This is a genomic window from Allosediminivita pacifica (genome assembly GCF_003054175.1).
GTDB lineage: Bacteria > Pseudomonadota > Alphaproteobacteria > Rhodobacterales > Rhodobacteraceae > Allosediminivita > Allosediminivita pacifica.
In genome coordinates this window covers 1-26904 of the sequence record NZ_QBKN01000008.1, presented here as the reverse complement: position 1 = coordinate 26904, position 26904 = coordinate 1, and the positions used below count along the sequence as shown (strand labels likewise).

Sequence of the window (26904 nt, the reverse complement as noted above, 5' to 3'; positions counted from 1 at the left end):
TGACTTCGGAGACGTGATTTGCTCGTTAGCGATAACAGCCGCAACCCGGCGAGGAGAGGATTGTCATGACAGTTAAGGTCGCCATCAACGGATTTGGCCGCATCGGGCGCAACGTTCTGCGCGCCATCATCGAATCGGGACGCACCGACATCGAGGTCGTCGCGATCAACGATCTCGGCCCGGTCGAGACCAACGCACACCTCCTGCAGTTCGACAGCGTGCACGGCCGCTTTCCGGTCGAGGTGAAGACCGGCGAGGACAGCATCGACGTCGGCCGCGGCCCGATCCGCGTGACCGCGATGCGCAACCCGGCCGAACTGCCCTGGTCGGACGTCGACATCATCATGGAGTGTACCGGCATCTTCACCTCCAAGGAGAAGTGCCAGCCCCACCTCGAGACCGGCGCCAAGCGCGTGCTGATCTCGGCCCCGGGCTCGGACGTGGACAAGACCGTGGTCTACGGCGTCAACGACGACACGCTGACCGCCGAGGACATCATCGTGTCCAACGCGTCCTGCACCACCAACTGCCTCGCGCCCGTCGCGAAGGTCCTGCACGAGAACATCGGCATCGCGCGTGGCTTCATGACCACGATCCACTCCTACACGGGTGACCAGCCGACGCTCGATACCTTCCACAAGGACCTCTATCGCGCCCGCGCCGCGGCCACGAACATGATCCCGACCTCCACCGGCGCCGCACGTGCCGTCGGCCTCGTGCTGCCCGACCTCAACGGCAAGCTCGACGGCGTCGCGATCCGCGTCCCCACGCCCAACGTCTCGGTCGTCGACCTCACCTTCGAGGCCGCCCGCGGCACCTCCGCGGACGACGTCAACGCGGCGATCCGTTCGGCCGCCGACGCGGGCCCGCTCAAGGGCATCCTCGGCTACACCGACCGCAAGCTGGTGTCCTCGGACTTCAACCACGACGCGCACAGCTCGATCTTCGCTACCGACCAGACCAAGGTCATGGACGGCAACATGGTGCGCGTGCTGTCCTGGTACGACAACGAATGGGGCTTCTCGAACCGCATGGCCGATACGGCCGTCGCGATGGGCAAGCTGCTCTGAGCGTCTAACGCGTCGACACGGCGCCACGCGCCTTGCGATATCCTTGGGCCGCCTGCGACACCGCGGGCGGCCTTTTCTCATCTTCCCAGGCCTCGCGCAGCAGCCGTCCGCCAAGAGCCTGTGGCGGCGCCGGCGGATCGGCGGCATCGGTTTCCGTCGCCTCGCTCCGTTCCTCCACCGCGTGGGTCTGCTGCTGCTTCTTCGGGGTCCGCTTCTGCGGGCGTCCCGGCACGTTCGAGACCGGGGCCGTCTTGCCAGTCAACATGGGCATCTCCTCACGTCTGACACCGCAAGGTTAATGACGTTAGGTAAACAAAATCCTGACGCCCCTGCCCGCCATGCACACACTGCAGTCCCGCTTTCGCAAAGCATCGATTGTGCTGCGTTGCAGCATGACTATTTTCGGCAGTGAACGCAGAGCTTGAAGCAGCCGAAACACGCAGGTTTCGACCAAAGGAAAGGAGCCCGGAGATGAGCTACATGATGACCAATATCCGCGGGCGCATGGCCCGCCACGCCGCTTACCGTCGCACGCTGGCCGAACTCCGGTCGCTGCCCATGGACACGCGGCTCGATCTCGACATCGCCGGTGTCGAGGACCAGGTCGCCCGCCGCGCGATCTACGGCTGAAGGCCGAATTTCTCGTCCAGCGCCCGGTTCACGGGGGGCGTGACGAACTTCGACACGTCCCCGCCAAGCCGGGCGATCTCCTTGACGAGCTTCGAGGCGACGGCCTGGTGCCGCGCCTCGGCCATCAGGAAGACGGTCTCGACCGATGCGTCGAGCGACCGGTTCATCCCCACCATCTGGAACTCGTATTCGAAATCGGCCACGGCCCGCAGGCCGCGGATGATGAACTGCGCGCCAACGTCATGTGCGCAGTCGATCAGCAAGTTCTCGAAAGGATGCACCACGATCTCGGTGCCGGTACGCTCGCGCAGCGTGTTGATGTCCGTCTCGAGCATCGCGACCCGCTCCTCGAGGCTGAAGAGCGGCCCCTTGTCGCGATTGATCGCGACCCCGATCACGAGCCGGTCCACGAGCAGCGCGGCGCGCTCGATGATGTCGAGATGTCCGACAGTCACCGGATCGAAAGTACCGGGATAAAGGCCGATGCGCATGGCGGAGTGTCCTCCCCTGAAGCTCCACGCGCACGCAACAATATTGCTTCCCGGAATGCAAGCCCGGGTCGCAGATGTCGCAGGGCCTTGCCGGCCTAGTGGCCCATGATCATCCCTTCGAGGGCGCTGTTCTCCATGGCGAGTTCGGCCAGACGTGCCTTCACGACGTCGCCCAGCGTGATGATTCCCACCATGCGGCCGTCCTCGACCACGGGCATGTGCCGGAAACGGCCCTCGGTCATCCGGGTCAGGATGTCGTTCGCGTCGTCCTCGCGGGTGCAGGTGGACAGCCGCGAGGTCATGAATTCGTCCACCGGCAGTTCGAGGCAGGCGCCGCCGCGCACCGCCAGTTCCCTCACGATGTCACGCTCCGACAGAATACCCAGCGGTTTGACCCCGTCTTCCGAGACCACCACCGTGCCGATCCGTTTTTCCGCGAGCACCTTGGCCGCCTCGCCCACGAGGGTGCCGGGGCGCACGGTCTCGATCCCGTCGGACCCCTTGCTCTTGAGAACCTGAACAACCTGCATGCAGTACCTCCTCCAAGTCGCCGCCTGTGTCTCATCAGCGTCAGGTCGGTCCGGGTATTCTGTCAAGCGAGTCCTTCACGAACGGTTAACTCTGTGCGGATCCCGTCCATCAGGGCGGCAGCGAGGCGATTCATGCGCTCCAGGCGGCGATCGTCGGCATGGCGCACCAGGTAGAAGCTGCGCGTGAGGCTCACCTCTCCGGGCAGAACGCGACGCAAAGGCGGGTCACCGGGCAGCGCAAAATCATGCGCGATGCCGATCCCCGCACCAGTGCGCAGCCATTGCACCTGCACCGCGGCCGAGTTCGAGGCAAGCCGCACCCGCTCCACCCCGAGGTCCGACAGGTAGTCGAGCTCCTTGTCGTAGATCATGTCCGGGATGTAGCCGACCATGCGGTGCCCGCGCAGGTCGACGCCGCTGCGGATCGGCGCATGGGCATTCAGGTAGTCCTCGGTCGCCGCAAGGTGCAGGTGGTAGTCCGCCACCTTCTGCACCACCAGCCGCCCCGCCGTGGGGGCCGAAACCGCAACCGCCATGTCGGCCTCGCGCCGCGTCAGGTTCACCACGCGCGGCAACGCCAGGATCTGCAGGTCGAGGCCGGGGTTCTCGCTCGATATGCGGGCACAGACCTGCGGAAGCAGGAAGTTCGCACAGCCGTCCGGCGCGCCGATGCGCACCGTTCCCGTCAGCCCCTCGGCTCGGCCGCGCACCGCCTCGGCGCCCAGCCCCATGGCCTGTTCGGCTTCTTCGGCGTGCGCCACCAGCCGCGCGCCCGCATCGGTCAGCGCGTAGCCCTGGGGGCTCTTGGCGAAAAGCGGCGCACCCAGTGCCGCCTCGAGCCGGGCCACCCGGCGGCCCACCGTGGCGGCATCCATCCGCAACCCGCGCCCCGCCGCCGAGAGCGTTTCGCCCCGCGCGACTGCCAGAAAGATCCTCATGTCGTCCCAGTCCATGGCTCATCCTGCAATATTGCAAAGCGCTTTTGCCATATTTCCCCTTTTGCCAGCATTTTTGCAAGGCTAGACCAAGGGCAAATCCATCAGGAGGATCATCCGATGCAAGAGATCACGCATTACATCAACGGCGCCATGACCAAGGGCACCTCGGGCCGCTTCTCAGAGGTCTTCAACCCCGCCACCGGCGAGGTGCAGGCGCAGGTGCCGCTCGCCACGGTCGAGGAAGTGAACGCCGCCGTGGAAAAGGCCGCCGAGGCACAGGTCGCCTGGGGCGCCACCAACCCGCAGCGGCGCGCCCGTGTCATGATGAAGTTCGGCGCGCTCATCAACGAGCACATGGACGAACTCGCCGAGCTGGTCAGCCGCGAACACGGCAAGACCCTGCCCGATGCGCGCGGCGACGTGCAGCGCGGGCTCGAGGTGGTCGAGGTCTGCATGGGTGCGCCGCACATGCTCAAGGGCGAGTTCACCGACAACGGCGGCCCCGGCATCGACCTCTACTCCATGCGCCAGCCGCTGGGGGTCGTCGCGGGCATCACGCCTTTCAACTTCCCCGCCATGATCCCGCTGTGGAAGATGGCCCCGGCGCTCGCCTCCGGAAACGCCATGATCCTCAAGCCTTCCGAGCGCTGCCCCTCCACCGCCATGCGACTGGCCGAGCTGCTCAAGGAAGCCGGCCTGCCCGACGGTGTGCTGCAGGTCGTGCACGGCGACAAGGAAGCGGTCGACGCGATCCTCGACAACGAGACCGTGCAGGCCGTGGGCTTCGTCGGCTCCACCCCGATCGCCCAGTACATCTACGGCCGCGCCGCCAGCAACGGCAAGCGCGCGCAGTGCTTCGGCGGTGCCAAGAACCACATGATCATCATGCCCGACGCGGACCTCGACAAGGCCGCCGACGCGCTGGTGGGCGCGGGCTACGGCGCCGCGGGCGAACGCTGCATGGCGATTTCCGTGGCCGTCCCCGTGGGCGAGGAAACCGCCGACGCGCTGATCGAGAAGCTCACTCCCCGGGTCGAGAAGCTCAAGGTCGGCCCCTACACTGCGGGCGAGGACGTGGACTACGGCCCGGTCATCACCGCCGCCGCCAAGGAGCGCATCGAGCGACTGATCGCCAGCGGCGTCAGCGAGGGCGCGGACCTGCTCATCGACGGACGCGGCTTCGAGCTTCAGGGCTACGAGAACGGCTACTTCGTCGGCCCCTCGCTCTTCGACCGCGTGACGCCCGACATGGAGATCTACAAGGAGGAAATCTTCGGCCCCGTGCTCAGCACCGTGCGTGCGGGCAGCTACGAAGAAGCGCTGAAGATCACCATGGACAATCCCTACGGCAACGGCACGGCGATCTATACCGCCGACGGCGACACTGCCCGGGATTTCGCGCACCGCGTCAATGTCGGGATGGTCGGCATCAATTTCCCGATCCCGGTGCCGCTGAGCTATCACACCTTCGGCGGCTGGAAGAAATCGGCATTCGGCGATCTCAACCAGTACGGCCCCGACGCATTCCGCTTCTATACCAAGACCAAGACCGTCACGGCGCGCTGGTTCTCGGGAATCAAGGATGGCGGCGAATTCAATTTCAAGGCGATGGACTGATCGCCGTGCGACTGGGGCGTCCGAAAGGATGCCCCTTTTTCAATGACTTCTCGGCCCCTGTCGCTGCGGTACGTGAAAACGCCCTGAAGTTTACCAACCTCGCGTCACGTGCCCGTCGGGGGCTTTACCGGCCCATGAATTGATGTATTTTGCCTATATGAAGGTTCTGAGTGTTTTCTCCGGTGAGATCCTGGCCTGCGCAGCAAATGCCGATCAAATGCAAATTTTCTGATATTTGGTCCAGTATATCCACCCGGTTTCGTTGTTTTCCCATTATCCAGAAGCACTACGGAATACACCATGCCCTATGACTACCGGGTCTTTCCGGAACAGAACTTCGTCGTCGCCCGCTTCTTCGGAACCTACACGGCGAGCGAGGGGGTCGACTGGGTGCGGGACTACTTCGCCGATCCGGATTTCGCCCCCGATCAGCTGCAACTCTTCGACTGGCAGAACATTTCCGAATTCGACGCGACCTACACCTCGGTCGCGGGGCTCGTGCGCGCCATAAGCAGCGACTACGCTCGCGTGTGCGAGGGCACGCTTTGCGTGATGCACGCGCCGCATGATCTCGGTTTCGGTATGGCTCGCATGTACCAGCAGGTCGCGGACGACGTGCTGCCGACCCAGATCGAGGTTGCCCGTTCCGAGCACGAGGCCTTCGGCATCGCCGGGCTCGAAGCCCTCTCGTTCGAAGAGATCCTGCCGCTCGCCAGCTAGGGCTCAGCCCTTGCCTTGCGGATCTTCGTGCAGGTGCGCGCGGGAAGGATCGTAGTGGTCGCTCTGCCGCCCGCGCAGGTAGCCCACCCGCGCCGAAGCCTGCCCCATGACGCGCATCGCACGCGCCTTGCCGCGGCCGGCCGTGAACGGCGACTTGGCAAGGTAGAGCGCACTTCTCAGCAGCGCATAGAGGTAGACGGCATAGGCACCGAGGGCCGAGGGCTTCGCGTCCTTGCGCCCGAGCCGGGTCATTTCTTGGTCGCGGCAACGCTCATAGTAGTAGCGGTAGGTCAGCCGGGACAGCGGCCGCGTCTCGCAGACATAGGCACCCGGCGCCCAGCCGGTGCGCCCGCCCGCCTCGCGGAAATCCTTGTAAAACTTGGTGTCGGAACCGCCGGTAAAGCGCGCCGCCTCGTCGAAGCGGACGCCCAGCTCGCGCACCCGCGACAGGCGGGCGATCCAGTTGTTGGTGTAGACCGCCACGCGGTGCCCCTCGTGGGTCCGCGCGCGCTCGCTGCGTTTTGCGTGGTCCCGTCCCGACCGGCCCTGCACCACGTCCAGCACCGCCCGGTTCTCGCGGCTGAGCACGCTCCCCTGCGGCGGCTGGTAGCGCACCGGCCCGCCCACAAGATCCAGCTCCTCGCCGGAGATCGTGTCGTACAGCTGTACCAGCCAATCGCGGTCCACGGTCTCGTCATCATCGACGAAGGTCAGGAAATCGCAGCCGTCAGCCAGCGCCATGTCCAGCACGCGGTTGCGCGCCATGGGGATGCCTTGGCGCGTCTCGAGCTCGAGGTATGTCTCGGCCCCGGTCCGCTCGGCAAAACCCTCGACGATCCCGGTCATCGTGGTCTCGTCGTCGTTCTCGGCGAAAAGGTAGACCAGTTCCACGCCCTCGGGCACACGCATCCAGGCGAAACTGTCCAGAAGGTCCGAGAACATCTGCGGACGCCGCCGCGTGATGGCCCCGATTCCGATGCGCGTCTTGCCTGTCACGGCGTCCTCCGGAACTGCGATCCGTGTTCCTTGCCGCATCGCATCCCGATTTGCAACGGCGTGCATCACGGCCCTGCTCGGGCCCAGGTTGATCCACATCATATTCGGACCCTGAGATGTCAGTCTAAACTGAGTCCGGAACCAACCTTTGGGGGAAAACATGTTCGACAGGAATATGGGCCGTACCGACCGCATCATCCGCGCCATTCTCGGCCTGGCGCTTCTGATCGCCTTCCTTTCCATTGCAAGCGCATGGAAATGGCTGGCCCTCGTGGTGGCACTCGTGCTGCTCGCGACCGCGATCGCGGGCACCTGCCCGCCCTACAGCCTTCTGGGGATCCGCACCGACCGGCGGTAATCCGCCCCGGCCCGGCACCAAGCCGACTTGTGGGAACCGGCTGGCCGCTTCATCCCTTCGGTCCTGAAACCAAGGGAGAAGACCATGCAGATCGGAAAAGCCACGGCCACCATCGCGGTCGCAGCCATCACCGCATTCGCAACGCCCGCGCTGGCTCAGGGCAAGTCGGGCGGCTGCCCGCCGGGACTCGCCAAGAAGAACAACGGCTGCAACCCTCCGGGTCAGGCAGGGCGCGACACAGGCGATCGCCGTTATATCGACGGCGACTATGTGCTGATCCGCGATCCCGACCGCTACGGGCTGCGCGACGGGCGCACCTACTATCGCCTCGGGGACGACATCTACCGGGTGGATCGCGAAACGCGCGAAATCATCGATTTCGTGGGCGCCGCGGCGGCCCTTCTCGACTGAGCCGACCGAACCGCCAATACAAAAGGCCGGGGCATCGCGCCCCGGCCTTTTTTCATTCCGCCGCCACCTTGCGCGGCTTCAGCATCGGCTTGAGGTAACGCCCCGTATGGCTGCGCTCGACCTCGGCCACCTCCTCGGGGGTGCCCACGGCCACGATCTCGCCGCCGCCGTCGCCACCCTCGGGGCCGATGTCCACCAGCCAGTCGGCGGTCTTGATGACGTCGAGGTTGTGCTCGATCACCACCACCGTGTTCCCGGCATCGACCAGTTCGTGCAGCACCTCAAGCAGCTTCTTCACGTCCTCGAAATGCAGGCCCGTCGTCGGCTCGTCGAGGATATAGAGCGTGCGCCCCGTCGACCGCTTGGCCAGCTCCTTCGACAGCTTCACGCGCTGCGCCTCGCCGCCCGAAAGCGTCGTCGCCTGCTGGCCCACCTTCACGTAGCCCAGCCCCACGCGCACCAGCGCATCCATCTTCTCGCGGATCGAGGGCACCGCCTTGAAGAACTCCTGCGCGTCTTCGACCGTCATATCAAGAACGTCGGCTATGCTCTTGCCTTTGAACTGAACTTCCAGCGTCTCGCGGTTGTAGCGCGCGCCGTTGCAGGTCTCGCAGGTGACGTAGACATCGGGCAGGAAGTGCATCTCGATCTTGATGACACCATCGCCCTGGCAAGCCTCGCAGCGCCCGCCCTTCACGTTGAAGCTGAAGCGCCCGGGCTTGTAACCGCGCGCCTTGGCCTCGGGCAGCCCCGCGAACCAGTCGCGGATCGGCGTGAAGGCCCCGGTGTAGGTCGCCGGGTTCGACCGGGGCGTACGCCCGATGGGCCGCTGGTCGATGTCGATCACCTTGTCGAGGTGCTCCATCCCCTTGATCGTCTGGCAGGGCGCCGGCACCTGCCGCGCGCCGTTCAGCGCCATGGAGGCCGTCTTGAACAGCGTCTCGATGGTCAGCGTAGACTTGCCGCCCCCAGACACACCCGTCACGCAGACGAACTTGCCCAGCGGGAAATCGGCGGTCACGTTCTGCAGGTTATTCCCGCTCGCCTTCACCACGGTCAGCTTCTTGCCATTGCCCTTGCGCCGCTCGGTCGGCACCGCGATCTCGCGCGTGCCGGCAAGATACTGCCCCGTCACGCTGGCCGGGTCCGCCGCGATCTGCTCAGGCGTGCCGTGGCTGACCACCTGCCCGCCGTGAACACCGGCCCCCGGCCCGATGTCGAAGACGTAATCCGCCTCGCGGATCGCCTCCTCGTCGTGTTCGACCACGATCACCGTGTTGCCCTGGTCGCGCAGGTTCTTGAGCGTGTCGAGCAGCCGCGAGTTGTCGCGCTGGTGCAGGCCGATCGACGGTTCGTCCAGAACGTAAAGAACGCCCGTCAGACCGCTGCCGATCTGGCTTGCCAGACGGATGCGCTGGCTCTCGCCGCCGCTTAGCGTGCCGGCTGAACGCGACATCGTAAGGTATTCCAAACCAACGTTATTCAGGAAACCGAGCCGTTCTCGGATCTCCTTCAGGATGGCCCGCGCGATCTCGTTCTTCTGCTGGGTCAGGCTCTCGGGCACGCTGCCGCACCAGTCGAAGGCCTGCTTGATCGACATCTCGACGACCTCGCCGATGTGTTGCCCGCCGATCTTCACCGCCAGCGCCTCTTCCCGCAGGCGGTAGCCGCCGCAGGTGCCGCATGGCCGGTTGTTCTGGTAGCGCTCGAATTCCTCGCGGATCCAGGCGCTGTCGGTCTCGCGGTAGCGCCGCTCCATGTTGGGGATCACGCCTTCGAAAGCGCGCGTCACGTTGTAGACGCGGCCGCCCTCGTCATAGCGGAACGGGATCTCGTCGTCGCCCGACCCGAAGAGGAACACCTGCTGCACGTGTTTCGGCAGGTCCTTCCACGCGGTCTCCTGGTCGAATTCGTAATGCTTCGCAATGCTTTCGATGGTCTGCTTGAAGTACGGCGACTTGCCCTTCCGCCAGGGCGCAATCGCTCCGTTGTAAAGGCTCAGCGTCGTGTCAGGCACCATCAGGTTGGGGTCGAAGAACAGCTCCACCCCAAGCCCGTCACAATCCGGGCAGGCCCCGAAGGGCGCGTTGAACGAGAAAAGCCGCGGCTCGATCTCGGGGATCGTGAAGCCGCTGACCGGACAGGCGAAGTTCTCGGAAAACGTGATCCGCTCCGGATCGCCCTCGCGCGGCGCCGTCTCCAGCACGGCGATGCCGTCGGCCAGGTCCAGCGCCGTGCGGAAGCTGTCGGCCAGCCGGGTTTCCATGCCTTCGCGCACCACGACACGATCGACCACCACGTCGATGTCGTGCCGGAACTTCTTGTCGAGCTTCGGCGGATCGTCCAACTCGTGGAAATCACCGTTGACCTTCACGCGCTGGAAGCCCTGCTTGCGCAGCTCGAGGAATTCCTTGCGGTATTCGCCCTTCCGGTCACGCACGATGGGCGCAAGCAGGTAGGCACGCGTGCCCTCCTCCATGCCCATGACACGGTCGACCATGTCCTGCACCTGCTGCGCCTCGATGGGCAGGCCGGTGGCCGGGCTGTAAGGCGTGCCGACGCGGGCGAACAGAAGGCGGAGATAATCGTAGATCTCCGTCACCGTTCCCACGGTCGACCGCGGGTTCTTCGACGTGGTCTTCTGCTCGATGGAAATCGCCGGGCTGAGGCCCGCGATGTGATCCACGTCGGGCTTTTCCATCATGTCGAGGAACTGCCGCGCATAGGCCGACAGGCTCTCGACATAACGTCTCTGCCCCTCGGCATAGATCGTGTCGAAGGCAAGTGACGACTTCCCCGAGCCCGACAGGCCGGTGATGACCACCAGCTCATCGCGCGGGATGTCGACGTCGATGGATTTCAGATTGTGCTCACGGGCGCCACGCACCTCGATCTGCTTGAGCTCCGGCATGTCACCCCCAGGGATCGGCAGTCACCGATACATAGTCGCGCCGATCCGTCCGGCCAACGGAAAAGTGCGAACGAAACGTGAATATTCTGCGCGTCAGTCCATCGGCGCCATGAGTTCGACCGGTTCGCCCGAAATGACGGAGGTGTAGAAACAGCTCCGGCGGTTCGTATGGCAGGCGGGACCGGTCTGGCGCACCACGGCCAGCAGGCAGTCGCTGTCACAATCCACCCGCAGGTCGACAAGTTCCTGCACGTGCCCGCTGCTTTCGCCCTTCACCCAGAAACTCTGGCGCGAGCGCGACCAGTAGGTCACGCGCTTCGTATCGAGCGTGCGACGGATCGCATCGGCGTTCATCCAGGCCATCATCAGCACCTCGCCCGTGCCTTCGTCCTGTGCAATGCAGGGGATCAGACCGGCATCGGTGTAGCTCAGATCGGCGGGATCGAAGGGCATCGGCAAAAACCTTTTTGCATGATCGGGTGCGGCGCCTATCTATGGCCGGCAGGACGAAAGGAAAACCCATGAGCGCCGAGACCGACCTGATCAAGCTCTATTCCGGACGGATCCTCGCGCTCGCGGCCGAGATCCCCCGCAACGAACGGCTCGACGCGCCCGACGCCAGCGTGCGCAAGCGCTCGCCCCTCTGCGGCTCGACGATCACCGTGGACCTGAAGATGGACGGCGACACGATCACCGACTTCGGCCAGGACGTGAAGGCCTGCGCCCTGGGCCAGGCGGCGGCCTCGGTCGTCGGCAGCGTCATCGTCGGCTGCACCGCAGCCCAGGTCCGTCAGGCCCGCGACCAGCTACGGGCCATGCTCAAGGAAGGCAGCGACGCCCCCGACGCCCCTTTCGACGGGCTCGAAGTGCTGAAACCTGCCGTCGACTACAAGAACCGCCATGCCTCGATCATGCTGGCGCTCGACGCTGCGACCGAGGCCGCCGAACAGGCGCGCGAGGCCCAATCGGCCTGACTCCCCTTTCCCCGGACAGATAAAAAAACCGCCGTTCTCTGGGGGGAGAACGGCGGTCAGTGGCGTGCGAAAGGCAACCGGGCAACCTTCGGGACAGAAGGTCTTGAGACAGGCAGGCCGCGAGGATTTGGGACAGATACGCGACAGGCCCGGCGCCGCAGACACGCAGGCAGAAAAGCGTGGAAATCAGAACAGCACAGGCAGGTGCAGCGCGCCCAGGAAGATCACCACGAGGGAAATCGCACCGAGCGAGTCCTCGAGAAGCTGGGTGTCCTGGCGAGTGTAGGCGGTGCGAATGGAGTGGATCATGGCGTCCCCCGTGGGTCATGTGTTCCGTTTCGTTGCCTATTTGTTCTCATGGGATTCACGTTCTGTAAAGAACTTTTTGAGAACATCTGCGAACACGCCAGAACAGACGGGGAAATTTTCAGGAATTTCGGGGCCTTACGCGCCCCTGCGTCACCCGACGCGGATCAGCCGGATCGCCTCGTCCTGGCGCATCAGCCACAGCAGCAGCCGCGCCGCACGGCCGCGTGTGCCCTCCAGCTTGGAATCACCAGCCAGAAGGTTGCGCGCATCGGACTGCGCCAACGCCATGAGCCCCGACTGCGCCTCCAGATCCGCGACCCGAAAGCGCGGCAGCCCCGACTGCGCCGTGCCGATCAGGTCGCCCGCGCCCCGCATCTCGAGGTCCACCTCCGCGATGCGGAACCCGTCCTCGGTCTCGCGCAGGGTGGTCAGCCGCTTGTGCCCGGTCTCGTTCAGCGGCGGCCGGTACATCAGCAGGCAGGTGCTCTCGGCGCTGCCCCGCCCCACGCGGCCCCGCAACTGGTGCAGCTGCGCCAGGCCAAAGCTCTCGGCCTGCTCGATCACCATGATCGAGGCATTGGGCACGTTCACCCCCACCTCGATCACCGTGGTCGCCACCAGGACCGAGGTCTCGCCCGCCACGAACTTTGCCATGGCCGCGTCCTTCTCGGCGGGCGGAAGCTGCCCGTGCACCAACCCCACGACGCCCTCACCAAGCGCCGCGCGCAGCATCCGGAACCGCATCTCGGCCGAGGTCAGGTCCGAGCTTTCGCTTTCCTCCACCAGCGGGCAGACCCAGTAGGCCTGCCGCCCCTCGGCGACCGCCTTGCGCAGGTGATCCACCACCTCGTCCATCCGCTCGGCCGAGACCAGCGCCGTACGCACGGGCTTCCGCCCCGGCGGCTTCTCGTCCAGCACCGAGACCTCCATGTCGCCGTATTGCGCCAGCGACAGGCTGCGCGGGATCGGCGTTGCGGTCATGACCAGCACGTCCGCCCCCTGCCCCTTGCGCCCCAGCTCCAACCGCTGGCGCACGCCGAAACGGTGCTGCTCGTCCACAATCGCCAGCCGCAGGTCGCGAAAGGCCACGTCCTTCTGGAACACCGCATGCGTACCCACGAGGATCTGGATATCGCCGCGTTCCAGCGCCGCCACCTTGGCCGCCCGCTCGCTTGCCTTGTCGCGCCCGGTCAGGATTTCCAGCACCACACCCGCGCTCTCGGCCAGAGGCTGCAACCCCTCCAGGTGCTGGCGCGCCAGGATCTCGGTCGGCGCCATCATCACGCCCTGCCCGCCGGCCTCAACCGCGACCAGCAGCGCCATGAAGGCCACCAGCGTCTTGCCCGCGCCCACGTCGCCCTGCAGCAGCCGGTTCATCCGTTCCGGCGCCGCCATGTCGGCGGCGATCTCGTCCATGGACCGCAGCTGCGCCCCCGTCGGTGCATAGGGCAGCGCCTTGAGCACCCGCGACCGCAGCCGCCCGTCGCCCTCGCTCACGATGCCCCGCTGCGCCCGCCGGTCGGCGCGCGCCAGCGCCAGCGTCAACTGGTGCGCCAGCAGCTCGTCATAGGCCAGCCGCGCTCGCGCCGGCGCCGTGGGCAGCAGGTCCGCGCCCCTCTCGGGCCGGTGCGCCGCGCGCAGAGCCTCGGCCCAGCCTGGCCAGCCCTCGCGCGTCACAAGCGCCGGGTCCGCCCATTCCGGAAGGTCCGGCAATTGCGCCAGCGCATCGCTCACGCCCTTGAACATGGTCTTCTGCGTGACCCCGCCCGCCAGCGGATAGACCGGCTCGTAGGCCGGCATGTCCTCGACCTCGTCGGGCAGCAACACGTGGTCGGGGTGCACCATCTGCGCCACGCCGTCGAAGAACTCGACCCGCCCCGACACCACCCGCGCCTGCCCCGTGGGCAGGATGCGGCCCAAGTAATCGCTGCGCCCGTGGAAAAACACGATCTGGAACCGCGTCTGCGCGTCGTCGACCTCGATCCTGTAGGGCCGCCCCTTGCGCACCGGCGGCAAATGCCGCCCCACGGTCACCCGCACCGTCAGCACATCGGGCAGTTCGGCCCCCATCACCGTGTCGCGCAGCCGCCGGTCGATGCCAGACTGCGGCAGCGTGTAAAGCAGATCGCGCGGCGCGACGATGCCCGCGGGCTCCAGCGCCTGCGCCGTCTTGGGCCCGATCCCGTCGAGCGTCTTGAGGTCCGCGAACAGCGGCCAGAGCGGTTCGGGACGTCCGCTCATCCGCCGATCAGCGCCAGCCAGCCGTCTTCGTCCATGACCTCGACCCCCAGCTCGCGCGCCTTCTTCTCCTTGCTGCCCGCGCCCGGGCCCGCCACCACGATGTCGGTCTTGCCCGAGACCGAGCCCGAGACCTTGGCGCCAAGGCTCTCGGCCCGCGCCTTGGCCTCGGCCCGCGTCATGCGTTCGAGTGACCCGGTGAAGACCACGGTCTTGCCCGCCACGGGCGATCCCTCGGCGGCGACCCGCTCGGCCTCCTCGACCGTCAGCTTCTCCACCAGCCGGTCGACCGAGGCACGCTCGGTCTCCTGCGTCAGCGTCGCCACCAGCGACATGGCCACCGTGGCGCCGATCCCGTCGATGCCGACAAGGTCATCCCAGGCGGCGCGCGCCTCCGCCGCGACGGGATCTTCTTCCCAGACCTTGTTGCGCGTGGCGGTAAGCGACGCGCGACGGCCCTCCTCGGCGGCGGCCCTGCGTTCCTCGACCACCGCATCCTCAGCCTCGCGGTAGCGCCGCTCGGCCGGGCGCGCCGTGTCGACCGCCGTGGTCAGCGCCTCCCAGGTGCCGAAATGGCGGGCCAGGTCCTTGGCCGCCACCTCGCCCACGTGACGGATGCCAAGCGCGAAGATCAGCCGTTCGAGCGGGATGGTCCGCCGTTCCTCGATCGCGGCAAAGAGGTTCTCGGCCGATTTCTCGCCCCAGCCTTCGCGGTTCTTCACCTGCTGCATCCCGCTGCCGTAGCGCTCCTGCAGGGCGAAGATGTCGGCGGGCTCCTTGATCCAGCCGTCGCGGTAGAACTGCTCCACCTGCTTCGCCCCCAGCCCCTCGATGTCGAAGGCGGCGCGCGAGACGAAATGCTTGAGCTTCTCGACCGCCTGCGCCGGGCAGACGAGGCCCCCGGTGCAGCGCCGCACCGCGTCGCCTTCCTCGCGGATCGCCTCAGACTCGCACTCGGGGCAGTTTTGAGGAAACGCGTAAGGCTCTGAATCGTCAGGGCGTTTCGACAGGTCCACGTCCGCGATCTTAGGGATCACGTCGCCCGCGCGGTAGACCTGCACCCAGTCTCCCTCGCGGATGTCGCGGCCTTCGCGGATGGGATTGCCGCTGGCGTCACGCCCGGCGATGTAGTCCTCGTTGTGCAGCGTGGCGTTGCTCACCACCACGCCGCCCACGGTCACCGGCGTCAGCCGCGCCACCGGCGACAGCGCCCCGGTGCGGCCCACCTGGATCTCGATCTTCTCGAGCCGCGTCCAGGCCAGTTCGGCGGGGAACTTGTGAGCGATGGCCCAGCGGGGCGTGGTCGACCGGAAGCCCAGCCGTTCCTGCAGGCCAAGGTCGTCGACCTTGTAGACCACGCCGTCGATGTCATAGCCCAGCGTTGCGCGCTGCGCCTCGATCTTCGCGTAGTGGTCCAGCATCTCCTGCGGACCCTCGCAGCGGACGGTGAGCGGGTTGGTCGAAAACCCCATATCGTCCAGCCGCGCGATGGCCTTCATCTGCGTCTCGGCCAGCGGCTCCGACAGCTCGCCCCAGCTGTAGGCAAAGAATTTCAGCGGTCGCGAGGCGGTGATCTTGCTGTCGAGTTGACGCAGGCTACCGGCGGCGGCGTTGCGCGGGTTGGCAAAGGTCTTGCCGCCGCGCGCCTCCTGCCGTTCGTTCAGCGCCTCGAAGTCCGCGTGGCTCATGTAGACCTCGCCGCGGACCTCCATAACCTCCGGCGCGCCCTCGACCCGTTCGGGAATGTCGCTGATCGTGCGCGCATTCTGGGTGACGTTCTCGCCCACCGCGCCGTCGCCGCGCGTCGCGGCCTGCACCAGCACGCCGCCCTCGTAGCGCAAGCTGAGCGACAGCCCGTCGATCTTGGGTTCCGCCGTGTAGGCCAGCGCCTTTTCCGCCCCAAGGCCAAGGTACCGCCGCAGCGAGGCGTCGAAGTCGCGCACGTCGTCATCGCCGAAGGCATTGGACAGCGACATCATCCGTACCCGGTGCCGCACCTTGGAAAAGCCTTCCGCGGGCTCGGCGCCCACCTGCTCCGAGGGACTGTCGTCGCGCTTCAGCTCCGGGAATCGCGCCTCGATCTCGGCATTGCGCCGCTTGAGCGCATCGTATTCCGCGTCCGAAATCTCGGGCGCGTCCTTGGTGTGGTAGGCCCGGTTCGCCGCCCCCAGCCGTTCCGCCAGTGCAGCGAGTTCCTCGCGCGCCTCCGCCTCGGTCAGATCGGCGACCGGCTTGCCGGATGTCTCTGGGTTGGTCTCGGACATGACTGCGCCCCCGTCTCACTGCCTTGCGGCAAGTGATAGGGGGCGCATCCGTCAGGGTCCAGTGTTCGGGTAAGGATAAGCGGCGTCAGGCGCTGGCGGCCAGCGCCGGCGCGTCATCGGGCTGCGGCTGCGGATCGCGCAGCACGTAGCCACGGCCCCAGACCGTCTCGATGTAATTCTCGTCGCCGGTGGCCTCCGAGAGCTTCTTGCGGAGTTTGCAGATGAAGACGTCGATGATCTTCAATTCCGGCTCGTCCATTCCGCCATAAAGGTGGTTCAGGAACATCTCTTTTGTCAGAGTCGTGCCCTTCCTGAGAGAAAGAAGCTCGAGCATCTGGTATTCCTTGCCGGTCAGGTGAACCGGCTTTCCGGAAACCTCGACCGTCTTGGCGTCGAGATTCACCGAAATCTTTCCGGTATTGATGACCGACTGGGAATGGCCTTTGGACCGGCGAATGATTGCGTGAATACGCGCAATAAGCTCGTCCCGGTGAAATGGTTTTGTCAGGTAATCGTCGGCACCAAAGCCGAACCCTTTGATCTTGTTCTCCGTATCGTCGGCGCCCGACAGGATCAGGATCGGGGTGTCGATGCGGGCAACCCGCAGCTGTCGCAGCACTTCGTGGCCGTCGATGTCGGGCAGATGCAGATCCAGAAGGATCAGGTCGTAATCGTAGAGCTTGGCCAGATCCACGCCCTCTTCGCCCATGTCGGTGGCGTAGACGTTCAGGTTGGCGTGACTCAGCATCAGCTCGATGCTTTTCGACGTGGTCGGGTCATCTTCCACCAGAAGAATGCGCATGGATTGTCTCCGGTTCTAATTCCCTAAGGCCCCACCAACTTGGTTGAAAAAGGTTAACGCATGATTACGGGTAATACCACAGTTGTCTGATCAACCGGGGTGCCGATACCGCTTTATCAATGTCGCCTTCAATGCGTCTTCCCCATGCCGCTCGACCGCCGCAATCCAGGCATCGAGTTCCTCTTCGCTCAATTGGTAACGATCCAGCGCCTGCTCCCGGGACAAGAGCCCGAAAGCCACGGCCTTGACCACGGCCCCCTTGCGCGAGGCCACCCAGCGTCGCGTCTCCGGCGGCGGGAGGTCGGCGCGGGTCATGATGGACCCGTCCGGAAGCGTCACCGCGCGCGGGCCGTCAACTTTCTTGAGGTACATCTTCTGCTTCCCCGGAATGGCTGACCCCATTGAAACGCAAGGGATTTAACGCTGTCTGAAACCGGGGCTTGAGAGTGCGAAGGATTTTCCTATATTCCGCCGGTTACCCAAGGAGGTCGCCCATGCCCCGCGATATGCCCGCGCTCAATTCCCTGGGGCTTCCGAAAGCCCCCGCAGACACCCGTGTCGTCGTCGCCATGTCCGGCGGTGTCGACAGCTCCGTCGTGGCCGCGATGCTCAAGGAAGAGGGTTACGATGTTGTTGGCGTCACGCTGCAGCTCTACGACCACGGTGCCGCGCTCGCGAAGAAGGGCGCCTGCTGCGCCGGGCTCGACATCCACGATGCCCGCCGCGTGGCCGAGGAAATGGGCTTTCCCCACTACGTGCTCGACTACGAGAACATCTTCCGCGAGGCGGTCATCGACGAATTCGCCGACAGCTACCTCGGCGGCGCCACGCCCGTGCCCTGCATCCGCTGCAACGAGCGGGTGAAGTTCAAGGACCTGCTGGAGACCGCGCGCGATCTCGAGGCCGACTGCATGGCCACCGGCCACTACATCCAGCGCAAGGATGGCGAACGCGGCCCGGAACTGCATTCGGCCGCAGATTCGAACCGCGACCAGAGCTACTTCCTGTTCTCCACCACCGCCGAACAGCTCGACTACCTGCGCTTCCCGCTGGGCCACCTGCCCTCCAAGGACGCCACGCGCGAACTGGCCGCCCGCTACGGGCTGGCCGTGGCCGACAAGCCCGACAGCCAGGACATCTGCTTCGTGCCGAACGGCAACTATGCCAGCGTGATCGAGAAGCTGCGCCCCGGCGCCGCCGAACCCGGCCAGATCGTGCACGTGGACGGCCGTGTGCTGGGCGACCACAAGGGCGTCATCCACTACACAATCGGCCAGCGTCGCGGCCTCGGCATCGGCGGGCTGGACGAGCCGCTCTACGTGGTGAAGCTCGACGTCGACACCAAACAGGTCGTCGTCGGCCCCAAGGAAATGCTGGCCACCCGCAAAGTGCCCGTGCGCGAGATCAACTGGCTCGGGGACGAGCCCTTCACCTCGCGCGACGAATGGCACCTCTCGGTCAAGGTCCGCTCCACCCGCCCGCCGCGCGACGCGGTCATCCGCCCGATCTCGGAAACCGAGGCCGAGGTGGAACTGGTCACGCCCGAGGAAGGCGTGAGCCCCGGACAGGCCTGCGTCTTCTACGCGCCCGAGGGTAGCCGCATCTTCGGCGGCGGCTGGATCCACAAGGGCTGACCGGGCGCTCCCATCAGTCGAAAAGACCCGGCCGGGTCGGGAATTCCCGCATCGACGGAACCCGACCCGCCTGCCATGACTTTTACCCACAGTTTCACGCCGCACAACCGCGGCACCCGGCCCGCTGCCCCCGGCAGAAGGGCCCGTTGACGTTGCGACCTTTAACATAACGTTACAAAATCGCAGCATCGGCGTCACGGATCGCCGCTATCGCCCCCTCACACACGAAAAACCCAAGTGAGGGACACGATGTACAAGCTTGCTCTGACCGCGACGTTCGCGCTCACCGCCTCCACCGCAATGGCTCAGACCGAGATCACTTGGTGGCACGGCATGGGCGGCCATCTGGGCGACGTGGTCAACCAGATCGCTGCCGGCTTCAACGAAAGCCAGGACGACTACACCATCACACCCGTCTTCCGCGGCTCCTACGAGGAAACGCTGACCGGCGCCATCGCCGCCTTCCGCGCCGGCGAGCAGCCCAACATCGTGCAGGTCTTCGACGCCGGCGCCGCCACCGTGATCGGCGCGCAGGGCGCCACCATCCCGGTGCAGACCCTGCTCGAGGACAACGGCGTCGATTTCGACATCGAGGACTACATCTCGGGCGTGCGCTACTTCTACGCCGACAGCGACGGCACCATGATCGGCATGCCGTTCAACTCCTCCTCGCCGGTGATGTACTACAACGCCGACGCGCTCGAAGAGGCCGGCGTCGAAGCCCCCGAGACCTACGAGGACTTCGAGGAAATCGCCCCCGCCCTGAAAGAGGCCGGCTACATCCCCATGGTGCAGACGCACCTGCCCTGGGAATTCGTCGAGAACTTCCACTCGCGCCACAACCTGCCGTTTGCCACCAACGACAACGGCTATGACGGCGCCGAGGGCACCGAGATCCTGATCAACTCCGACGAGATGGCCATGCACTTCACCAAGGTGAAGGAATGGCTCGACAACGATCTCTTCGGCTTCTTCGGCACCGGCTGGGACGACAACCAGGCGCAGTTCATCAACGGCAACGCCGCGATGTACATTGGCTCCTCGGGCGACTTCGGCGGCCTGACCGCGCAGGACCTGCCGTTCGAGTGGGCCAACACCTACCTGCCCTACTGGGAATCGATCACCGGCGGCGAGGGCTATCAGACCTTCATCGGCGGCGCATCGCTCTTCGCCATGTCCGGCCATTCCGACGAGGAAAACGCCGCCACGGCCGCTTTCTTCGAATACCTGACCTCGCCCGAAGTCCAGTACATGTGGCATCGTGAAACCGGCTACGTGCCGATCACCAACGCCGCCTACGAAATGGCGCAGGAAGACGGCCACTACGACCGTTTCCCCGCGGCAGAAACCGGCATCAAGCAGCTTCAGCTTCAGTCCGGCGAGAACACCCACGGCTACCGCATGGGCTTCTACGTCCAGATCCGCGATATCGAGAACCGTGAAATCGCCCGCTTCCTCAACGGCGACACCTCGATCGAGGACGCCCTCGCGACCATCGAGACGGAAGGCAACGAGCTTCTGGGCCGCTTCGCCCAGACCGTCCAGTAAACCTTCCCCCGACATCGCCCGGCGGCCGCAGTCCCCTGCGGCCGCCGGCTCCTTTTCGCGAGGCTTCCCCTTGAAACGCGCTGGTTTCGACTCCCGCTGGCTGCCGGTCTTCCTGCTGATGCCGCAGCTCGCGATCATCCTGGTCTTCTTCTACTGGCCGGCCTGGCAGGCGCTGCAGTCCTCCTTCTACCTCGAGGACCCCTTCGGCTTCGGCTCGACCTTCGTGGGCTTCGAGAACTACCTGAGGCTCTTCCGCAGTTCCGAGTACCTGCGCACCGCCGGCTTCACCGTGGTCTTCACCGTGCTCGTCACCTTCTTCGCGCTCTCCATCGCCCTGCTGCTGGCGGTCAAGGCCGACAAGGTGCTTCACGGCGCGCGCACCTACCGCACCCTGCTGATGTGGGTCTACGCCGTCGCGCCCCCGGTGGCGGGCTTCATCACGCTCATCGTCTTCAACCAGCGCTGGGGTCCCCTGACGGAATTCTTCGCCCTCTTCGGCTGGGACTTCCGCGTGCGGCTCGACTACACCGACACCGCCATCGCCATGGTCATCGCCTCGGTCTGGAAGCAGATCCCGGTGAACTTCATCTTCTTCCTCTCCGGTCTCCAGTCGATCCCGCGCGCCGTGCGCGAGGCGGCCCTCATCGACAACCGCTCTGCCTCGGCCCGGTTCTGGACGGTGACCTTCCCGCTGCTGGCGCCCACGGGCTTCTTCCTGCTCATCATCAACACGACCTACGCGCTCTTCGATACCTTCGGCCTGATCGACACCATCCTGCGCAACAACCCCGGCGATAACCCGATCACCCTTGTCTACAAGGTCTACGTCGACGGCTTCCGCGGGCAGGACATCGGCGGCTCCTCCGCGCAGTCCGTGGTGCTGATGGTCCTCGTCTTGGCTCTGACCATCTTCCAGTTCCGGATGGTCGACCGGCGCATCCACTACACCTGAGGGGACCGACAATGGCAGACATCACCCATACCGCCCCGACCGAGGACAGGCAGGCGCGCCGCATCAACTGGGGCGCCGTCAGCGACCACGCCGTGCTGATCGCAGGTGCTCTCTTCATGATGGCCCCGCTGGTCATGCTCATCCAGATGAGCACGATCCCCGACGCCGAGATCATGCAGACCGGCCCCTCGCTCGAGATCGGCAACCAGTTCTGGCCCAACGTGAAGAAGGCGCTGCTCGGCGCCATGAGCTTCTCGGGCGAGGACACCGGCCTCAGCATGTTCCGCAGCTCGATGATCCTCGGCCTCGGCTTCGCCGTGGGCAAGATCGTCATCTCGATGCTGGCGGCCTACGCCATCGTCTACTTCCGGCTGCGCTTCGCCACCTTCGCCTTCTGGCTGATCTTCACCACGCTGCTGCTGCCCCTCGAGGTGCGCATCGTGCCCTCCTACGAGGTCACCCAGAAGCTCGGCCTGCTGAACACCTACGGCGGGCTCATCATCCCGCTGATCGCCTCGGCCACGGCGACCTTCTTCTTCCGGCAGTTCTTCCTCTCGGTGCCGGACGAACTGGTCGAGGCCGCCCGCATCGACGGCGCGGGGCCGGTCAAGTTCTTCATCGACATCCTCGTGCCGCTCTCGCAGACCATGATCGCGGCGATCTTCATCATCATGTTCGTCTTCGGCTGGAACCAGTACCTCTGGCCCACGATGATCACCACCGACGAGAGCAAGTACACCCTCGTCCAGGGCATCAAGCAGATCACCCAATCCCTCGAAGGCACCCACATCCCGGAATTCGGCCGCTCCAACCTGCTGGCCGTGCTCGCGGTGCTGCCGCCCGTGGCGGTCGTGATCTTCTTCCAGCGCTGGTTCGTGAAGGGCCTGACAGAAAGTGACAAGTAAATGGCGAAACTGACCCTCTCCCAGGTCGGCAAGACCTATGCCGCCGGCAGCCAGGCCGCCGTGTCCGGCGTCGACATCGACATCGCGGACGGCGAATTCATCGTGCTCGTCGGCCCGTCGGGCTGCGGCAAGTCCACGCTCCTGCGCATGGTCGCGGGGCTGGAAACCGTGACCGAGGGCGAGATCCGCATCGGCGACCGGCTGGTGAACCACGTGGACCCCGCCGACCGTGACATCGCGATGGTGTTCCAGAACTACGCACTCTACCCGCACATGACCGTGCGCGGGAACATGGCCTACGGGCTCAAGAACCGCGGCGAAAGCAGGCAGGCCATCAACGACCGCGTCGAACAGGCGGCCCGCATGCTGGAACTCACCCCCTACCTCGACCGCAAGCCGCGCGCCCTGTCGGGCGGCCAGCGCCAGCGCGTCGCCATGGGCCGCGCCATCGTGCGCGAACCGGCGGCCTTCCTCTTCGACGAGCCGCTCTCGAACCTAGACGCCAAGCTCCGCGTCACCATGCGCGGCGAGATCCGCAAGCTGCAACGCAGGCTCGGGACCACCTCGCTCTACGTGACTCACGACCAGCTCGAGGCCATGACGCTGGCCGACCGCCTCGTGGTGCTGAACGGCGGCAAGGTGGAGCAGATCGGCGCCCCGCTCGAGGTCTACAACAACCCCGCCTCTACCTTCGTGGCGGCCTTCATCGGCTCGCCCGCCATGAACCTGCTCGACGCCCAGGTCGAAGGCGGCACGCTCATGGTCGAGGGCCACCGCCTCGCACAGGTTGCCCGCGATGCCGGGCCCGTCACCGTGGGCCTGCGCCCCGAGGATCTCGTGCTGTCGACCTCGGGCCTGCCGCTGCGGATCGACTACGTCGAGGAGCTGGGCGCGCAGCGCATCATCCACGGCTTCATCGGCGACCAGCCCGCCGCCGTCGCCGACGGCAGCCCCGACGCGCCGCTCTCGGACATCGTCCATGTCACCGCCGCGCGCGCGGACATCCACCTCTTCGATACCACCACGGGCAAGCGCATGGACCTCCCCGCCGAGACACAGATCGCGGAGGCCACCGCATGATCCGCGACACCGTGGCGGCCCTGCCCGCGCCGGGCCCGCTGGAGCTCGACGATCTGCCGCGCACGCTCAAGGCGCATGACGCCGAACTGGCCCGCGTCCCCGCCATGAACCTCATCGAGGTCGGCGGCGACGGCGGCACGGCGCCCCTGCCCCTGCCGCTCAAGGTCGGCGCCTGGAACCTCGAACGTTGCCTCGACCCCGAGGGCTCGGCCGCGCATGTGGCCGACTGCGATCTGCTGCTGCTGTCGGAGATGGACAGCGGCATGGCCCGCAGCGCGCAGCGCAACACCACGGCCGATGTCGCCCGCCTGCGCGGCATGTCCTACGCCTACGCGGTCGAGTTCCTCGAACTCGGCCTCGGTAACGGGGTGGAACGGGACTACTGCACCGACGACTTCAACGCCCGCGGTTTCCACGGTAACGCGCTTTTGGCGCGCGGCGCCTTGAAGGACCCCTTCGCGCTGCGGCTCTACGGCCAGCGCCAGTGGTTCACCAGTGCCGAGGAGCCGCGCCTCGGCGAACGCCTCGCCATCGGCGCGGTGGTGGAAACGGAGGCCGGCCCCTTCCTCGCCGTCTCGACCCACCTCGAAAGCGCCTGCGGCCCGGACCACCGCCACGAACAGATGCGCGGGCTGATCGAGATGATCGACGCGGCCTTTCCGGGCCTGCCGGTGCTGATCGGCGGCGATCTGAACACGGGCAACCACAACGATGCCGACTGGCGCGCCGAGGGGCTGTTCGACCTCGCCCGCCGCGCGGGCTTTGCCGTGCACGGCGGCGGCGACGAGGTTCAGACCACCCGCCCGAGCCGGCTCACCCGCTTTCCCGAACGCGCGATGAAGCTCGACTGGCTCTTCACGCGCGGGATGGTGTTGGAGGAGGTGGAAATCCGATCCTCCCTCGGCCCCGACGGCGTGGCGCTCTCAGATCACGACGCCATCCTCGGGCGGATCACGGGTCTGCAGGGCTGAACGGGAGGGGGCTCTGCCCCCTCTTGGCCTGCGGCCAATTCACCCCCGAGGTATTTGAAGCGAGAAGAAACGGGGGCGGCGCGCAATTGACGCGTCCCGAGCGGCTGCTAAGCAGAGTGTCATGCTGGACATCTTCCTGAAGACGCTGCCCTTCTTCGCCCTGATCGGGACCGGCTACGGCGCCGGGCGCAGCGGCTTCTTTCCCGAAGAGGCGACCGGCTGGCTGACGAAGTTCGTCTTCTACTTCGCCCTCTCGGCCATGCTCTTCCGCTTTTCGGCCAACCTCTCGATCTCCGAGATCTTCGACGGGCCGCTGGCGCTGGCTTACCTCTCGGGCACCGGCGTGACCTACCTGGTGGCCATGGGCGTGGCCTATGCCCGCCGGCTCGACACGCCCACGGCCGCGATCGAGGCGCAATGCGCGGCCATCGGCAACACCGGATTCCTCGGCGTGCCCATGCTCGCCCTGCTGCTCGGCCCCGAGGCCGTGGGCCCCATCATCCTGGTGCTCGCGGTGGACCTGATCGTGTTCTCGTCGCTGCTGGTGATCCTCGTGACCGGCGCCCGCGACGGCCGCATGTCGCCGCGCGTGGTGGCCACCGTCACCCGCGGCCTCCTCGCCAATCCGATGATCGTCTCGATCTGCCTCGGGCTCGCCGTCTCGGCGCTCGCCCTGCCCGTGCCGCAGGTCGCCAACGACTTCCTCACCCTGCTTGGCAATGCCGCCACGCCCGGCGCGCTTTTCGCCATCGGCGCCTCGCTCGCCGCCCGCTCGGCCGAGCGCATCGAGATCGCCCTCTGGCTCAGCGCCTGCAAGCTGCTGCTGCACCCCGCCTGCGTCGCCCTTGCCGCGCTCGTGGTGTTCCGGGTGGAGGACTTTGGCGCCTCGGTGATCATTGCCGCCGCCTCCCTGCCCGTGGCCGGCAACGTCTACATCCTCGCGCGCCATTACGGCACCGCGCCTCAGCGCGTCTCCGCCGCGATCCTGATCTCCACCGCCGCCAGCATCCTCACCGTCAGCGCGGTGATCGCCGCGCTGTCCTAGCGCCGCCGGCGGCGCCGCTGCACCGCGGGTTCGGGCCAGACATCCTCGGGCCGCAGCACCGGACGCGTCTGCCGGTGACGCGTCGCCACCTCCGCCATCACCCGGTCCACCAGCGCGCGCAGCACCTCCGACCGGTCCGGACGCTCGGGCCGGGCCTCGGGGGCTTGGTCGCTTCGGGTCGGCAGGGTCATCGCAACTCCGATTCGGACGTCGCCGATCATCGCACGGATCGCCGCCGCCCGCAGCCTCAGTCCACGCGCCGCACCAGCAGCTGGTTGCCCGCGCTGCGCTTCGTCTCGAAGACCTTCAGCTCGGTGATCAACTCGCTCAGCTTGCGCTTGCCGTAGGTTCGCGTGTCGAAATCCGGGTCCGCCGCGGTCAGGAACTGCCCGATCTCGCCCAGCGTGTACCAGTCGTCGTCCTGCTCGATCGCGTCCATCGCCTTGAAGATCATGTCCCGCGCCTCCTGCAGATCGCGCCGGGTCTGCGGCTTGGGCCCCGCTTCCTTTTCCGGCGCCGCGTCCAGGTTCTCGAGGAAGATGAACCGCTTGCAGGCCTTGCGGAAGGCGTCCGGCGTCTTCTGCATGCCCATCCCGTAGACATCCAGCCCCTGTTCCCGCAGCCGCGAGGCCAGCCGCGTGAAATCGCTGTCCGAGCTCACCAGCACGAAGCCGTCGAAGCGGCCCGAGTGCATCAGGTCCATGGCGTCGATCACCAGCGCGATGTCGGAGGCATTCTTGCCCACCGTGTTGGCCGGCTGGTGATGCGGCACGATGCCGAACTCCGCCTGCACCTTGGACCAGCCGTGCATCTGCTGGGAGGAGAAATCCCCGTAGCAGCGCCGCACCGAGGCCTCGCCGAGACTGGCGATCTCGTCGAAGATCGCCTTGGCATACTTGGGCGAGGTATTGTCGGCGTCGATCAGGACGGCGAGCAAGCGGGTGTCGTCGGGCATTCGAGGGCGTCTCCGGTCAAAGGGGTCGGATGCACCCTACAGGGGTGGGGAGGGAGTTGCGAGGGGCCTCAGGCACGGCAACTCGAGAGGTCTCAGGCCACCACGTGCCGGGCGCCCCAGCGAAATACAAAGGCCGATTGAAAGCTCCGGCACCTTAAAAGGCGAATTCCTTTTCTTTTCCGGCGTCGCGTACCAGCTTTCCTCTCAAAACATCCGAAATATCGATTCCGATGAACTGACCATCAAGAACAAATGCAGTATAATTAAGACGACGGTGATCACCGCCCGGTTTGAGCCAATGGGCGACGCAGAATTGCTCCCAGTGCTCCAGGAAGCGAAGTGCCGCGACAGTCGGCTGAAAAGCGATACATAGCGAAGCGATAGGGTTCTTGGAGTTAATTCGATTGTTCTGTACCGTCCCGACGTCCCAATCTCCACCGGGCAGAACAATCGGTGCATTCGGCTTTGATGCTGTAACCGCCCCCCGACGGCATCGCTGTGCCAAGGTGGGATCGCAACAATCCTTAATGGGAGGCGGTCATGTCAAAGATTACC

General features: G+C 65.9%; 28 protein-coding genes. 14 read left to right on the top strand and 14 right to left on the bottom strand.

Annotated features, from left to right (window positions below):
• Positions 1 to 65 precede the first annotated feature (65 nt).
• A complete protein-coding gene (gene gap, locus C8N44_RS07760; RefSeq protein ID WP_107975624.1) occupies positions 66 to 1070 on the top strand; it encodes a type I glyceraldehyde-3-phosphate dehydrogenase in 1005 nt (334 codons plus the stop codon).
• A gap of 4 nt (positions 1071 to 1074) precedes the next feature.
• Here the strand turns inward: gap and C8N44_RS07755 are convergent, their stop codons facing one another.
• A complete protein-coding gene (locus tag C8N44_RS07755; protein WP_107975623.1) occupies positions 1075 to 1335 on the bottom strand; it encodes a hypothetical protein in 261 nt (86 codons plus the stop codon).
• Between the two features lie 206 nt (positions 1336 to 1541).
• On the opposite strand from C8N44_RS07755, the gene C8N44_RS23560 reads away from it, so the two are divergent.
• A complete protein-coding gene (locus C8N44_RS23560) occupies positions 1542 to 1700 on the top strand; it encodes a hypothetical protein (RefSeq protein ID WP_170121070.1) in 159 nt (52 codons plus the stop codon).
• Here C8N44_RS23560 and coaD read toward each other — a convergent pair.
• The 3 genes from coaD to C8N44_RS07740 all read right to left on the bottom strand — a co-directional run bounded on the left by coaD (position 1691) and on the right by C8N44_RS07740 (position 3674).
• Positions 1691 to 2191: a pantetheine-phosphate adenylyltransferase gene (gene coaD, locus C8N44_RS07750; protein ID WP_107975622.1), complete on the bottom strand. Its 501-nt coding sequence runs from the start codon at positions 2189 to 2191 to the stop codon at positions 1691 to 1693. The two genes, C8N44_RS23560 and coaD, sit on opposite strands and share 10 nt — an antisense overlap.
• Before the next feature lie 95 nt (positions 2192 to 2286).
• On the bottom strand, positions 2287 to 2721 hold the full coding sequence (locus C8N44_RS07745) for a CBS domain-containing protein (RefSeq protein ID WP_107975621.1): 435 nt from the start codon (positions 2719 to 2721) through the stop codon (positions 2287 to 2289).
• 62 nt (positions 2722 to 2783) lie between these two features.
• A complete protein-coding gene (locus tag C8N44_RS07740) occupies positions 2784 to 3674 on the bottom strand; it encodes a LysR family transcriptional regulator (protein ID WP_107975620.1) in 891 nt (296 codons plus the stop codon).
• A 102-nt stretch (positions 3675 to 3776) separates the two neighbouring features.
• On the opposite strand from C8N44_RS07740, the gene C8N44_RS07735 reads away from it, so the two are divergent.
• Both C8N44_RS07735 and C8N44_RS07730 read left to right on the top strand, forming a co-directional pair.
• The gene (locus tag C8N44_RS07735; protein ID WP_107975619.1) at positions 3777 to 5276 is read left to right on the top strand and encodes a CoA-acylating methylmalonate-semialdehyde dehydrogenase; all 1500 of its coding nucleotides are present in this window, start codon (positions 3777 to 3779) and stop codon (positions 5274 to 5276) included.
• Positions 5277 to 5576: 300 nt separating this feature from the next.
• Positions 5577 to 5996 (top strand): hypothetical protein, encoded by a 420-nt coding sequence (locus C8N44_RS07730; RefSeq protein WP_107975618.1) that lies wholly within the window; start codon positions 5577 to 5579, stop codon positions 5994 to 5996.
• 3 nt (positions 5997 to 5999) lie between these two features.
• Here the strand turns inward: C8N44_RS07730 and C8N44_RS07725 are convergent, their stop codons facing one another.
• Entirely contained in the window at positions 6000 to 6992 is a 993-nt protein-coding gene (locus C8N44_RS07725) for a glycosyltransferase family 2 protein (RefSeq protein ID WP_158274021.1), read from the bottom strand.
• 160 nt (positions 6993 to 7152) lie between these two features.
• Here C8N44_RS07725 and C8N44_RS07720 point away from each other — a divergent pair, with 160 nt between their 5' ends.
• Both C8N44_RS07720 and C8N44_RS07715 read left to right on the top strand, forming a co-directional pair.
• Positions 7153 to 7350, top strand: coding sequence for a YgaP family membrane protein (locus C8N44_RS07720; protein ID WP_107975746.1), 198 nt, complete (start codon positions 7153 to 7155; stop codon positions 7348 to 7350).
• 84 nt (positions 7351 to 7434) lie between these two features.
• A complete protein-coding gene (locus tag C8N44_RS07715; protein ID WP_107975616.1) occupies positions 7435 to 7761 on the top strand; it encodes an excinuclease ABC subunit A in 327 nt (108 codons plus the stop codon).
• A 52-nt stretch (positions 7762 to 7813) separates the two neighbouring features.
• On the opposite strand, the gene uvrA is transcribed toward C8N44_RS07715, so the two are convergent.
• On the bottom strand, positions 7814 to 10672 hold the full coding sequence (gene uvrA, locus C8N44_RS07710; protein ID WP_107975615.1) for an excinuclease ABC subunit UvrA: 2859 nt from the start codon (positions 10670 to 10672) through the stop codon (positions 7814 to 7816).
• Between the two features lie 93 nt (positions 10673 to 10765).
• On the bottom strand, positions 10766 to 11125 hold the full coding sequence (gene hisI / locus C8N44_RS07705; RefSeq protein WP_107975614.1) for a phosphoribosyl-AMP cyclohydrolase: 360 nt from the start codon (positions 11123 to 11125) through the stop codon (positions 10766 to 10768).
• Positions 11126 to 11193: 68 nt separating this feature from the next.
• Here hisI and C8N44_RS07700 point away from each other — a divergent pair, with 68 nt between their 5' ends.
• The gene (locus C8N44_RS07700; protein ID WP_107975613.1) at positions 11194 to 11646 is read left to right on the top strand and encodes an iron-sulfur cluster assembly scaffold protein; all 453 of its coding nucleotides are present in this window, start codon (positions 11194 to 11196) and stop codon (positions 11644 to 11646) included.
• 186 nt (positions 11647 to 11832) lie between these two features.
• Here C8N44_RS07700 and C8N44_RS24035 read toward each other — a convergent pair whose 3' ends face one another.
• From C8N44_RS24035 to sciP, 5 genes are all read right to left on the bottom strand, one after another.
• A complete protein-coding gene (locus C8N44_RS24035; RefSeq protein WP_280514079.1) occupies positions 11833 to 11955 on the bottom strand; it encodes a hypothetical protein in 123 nt (40 codons plus the stop codon).
• Positions 11956 to 12105: 150 nt separating this feature from the next.
• Positions 12106 to 14196 (bottom strand): ATP-dependent DNA helicase RecG, encoded by a 2091-nt coding sequence (gene recG, locus C8N44_RS07695; protein ID WP_107975612.1) that lies wholly within the window; start codon positions 14194 to 14196, stop codon positions 12106 to 12108.
• A complete protein-coding gene (gene ligA / locus C8N44_RS07690) occupies positions 14193 to 16457 on the bottom strand; it encodes an NAD-dependent DNA ligase LigA (protein ID WP_107975611.1) in 2265 nt (754 codons plus the stop codon). Before ligA ends, recG begins: the two co-directional genes overlap by 4 nt.
• A gap of 85 nt (positions 16458 to 16542) precedes the next feature.
• Positions 16543 to 17259, bottom strand: coding sequence for a response regulator transcription factor CtrA (gene ctrA / locus C8N44_RS07685; protein ID WP_107975610.1), 717 nt, complete (start codon positions 17257 to 17259; stop codon positions 16543 to 16545).
• A gap of 90 nt (positions 17260 to 17349) precedes the next feature.
• Positions 17350 to 17631, bottom strand: a complete 282-nt coding sequence (gene sciP, locus C8N44_RS07680; protein ID WP_107975609.1) for a CtrA inhibitor SciP — start codon at positions 17629 to 17631, stop codon at positions 17350 to 17352.
• A gap of 122 nt (positions 17632 to 17753) precedes the next feature.
• On the opposite strand from sciP, the gene mnmA reads away from it, so the two are divergent.
• The 7 genes from mnmA to C8N44_RS07645 all read left to right on the top strand — a co-directional run bounded on the left by mnmA (position 17754) and on the right by C8N44_RS07645 (position 25394).
• A complete protein-coding gene (gene mnmA / locus C8N44_RS07675) occupies positions 17754 to 18893 on the top strand; it encodes a tRNA 2-thiouridine(34) synthase MnmA (RefSeq protein ID WP_107975608.1) in 1140 nt (379 codons plus the stop codon).
• Positions 18894 to 19142: 249 nt separating this feature from the next.
• A complete protein-coding gene (locus tag C8N44_RS07670) occupies positions 19143 to 20441 on the top strand; it encodes an extracellular solute-binding protein (RefSeq protein WP_107975607.1) in 1299 nt (432 codons plus the stop codon).
• A gap of 70 nt (positions 20442 to 20511) precedes the next feature.
• A complete protein-coding gene (locus C8N44_RS07665; protein ID WP_107975606.1) occupies positions 20512 to 21393 on the top strand; it encodes an ABC transporter permease in 882 nt (293 codons plus the stop codon).
• A gap of 11 nt (positions 21394 to 21404) precedes the next feature.
• Entirely contained in the window at positions 21405 to 22298 is an 894-nt protein-coding gene (locus tag C8N44_RS07660) for an ABC transporter permease subunit (protein WP_107975605.1), read from the top strand.
• A complete protein-coding gene (ugpC, locus tag C8N44_RS07655; protein WP_107975604.1) occupies positions 22299 to 23378 on the top strand; it encodes a sn-glycerol-3-phosphate ABC transporter ATP-binding protein UgpC in 1080 nt (359 codons plus the stop codon).
• A complete protein-coding gene (locus C8N44_RS07650; protein ID WP_107975603.1) occupies positions 23375 to 24349 on the top strand; it encodes an endonuclease in 975 nt (324 codons plus the stop codon). Before ugpC ends, C8N44_RS07650 begins: the two co-directional genes overlap by 4 nt.
• Positions 24350 to 24470: 121 nt before the next feature.
• On the top strand, positions 24471 to 25394 hold the full coding sequence (locus tag C8N44_RS07645) for an AEC family transporter (protein WP_107975602.1): 924 nt from the start codon (positions 24471 to 24473) through the stop codon (positions 25392 to 25394).
• Here the strand turns inward: C8N44_RS07645 and C8N44_RS07640 are convergent.
• Both C8N44_RS07640 and C8N44_RS07635 read right to left on the bottom strand, forming a co-directional pair.
• Entirely contained in the window at positions 25391 to 25585 is a 195-nt protein-coding gene (locus tag C8N44_RS07640; RefSeq protein WP_146178824.1) for a hypothetical protein, read from the bottom strand. The two genes, C8N44_RS07645 and C8N44_RS07640, sit on opposite strands and share 4 nt — an antisense overlap.
• A 56-nt stretch (positions 25586 to 25641) precedes the next feature.
• On the bottom strand, positions 25642 to 26349 hold the full coding sequence (locus tag C8N44_RS07635) for an NYN domain-containing protein (RefSeq protein WP_107975600.1): 708 nt from the start codon (positions 26347 to 26349) through the stop codon (positions 25642 to 25644).
• Positions 26350 to 26904 lie beyond the last annotated feature (555 nt).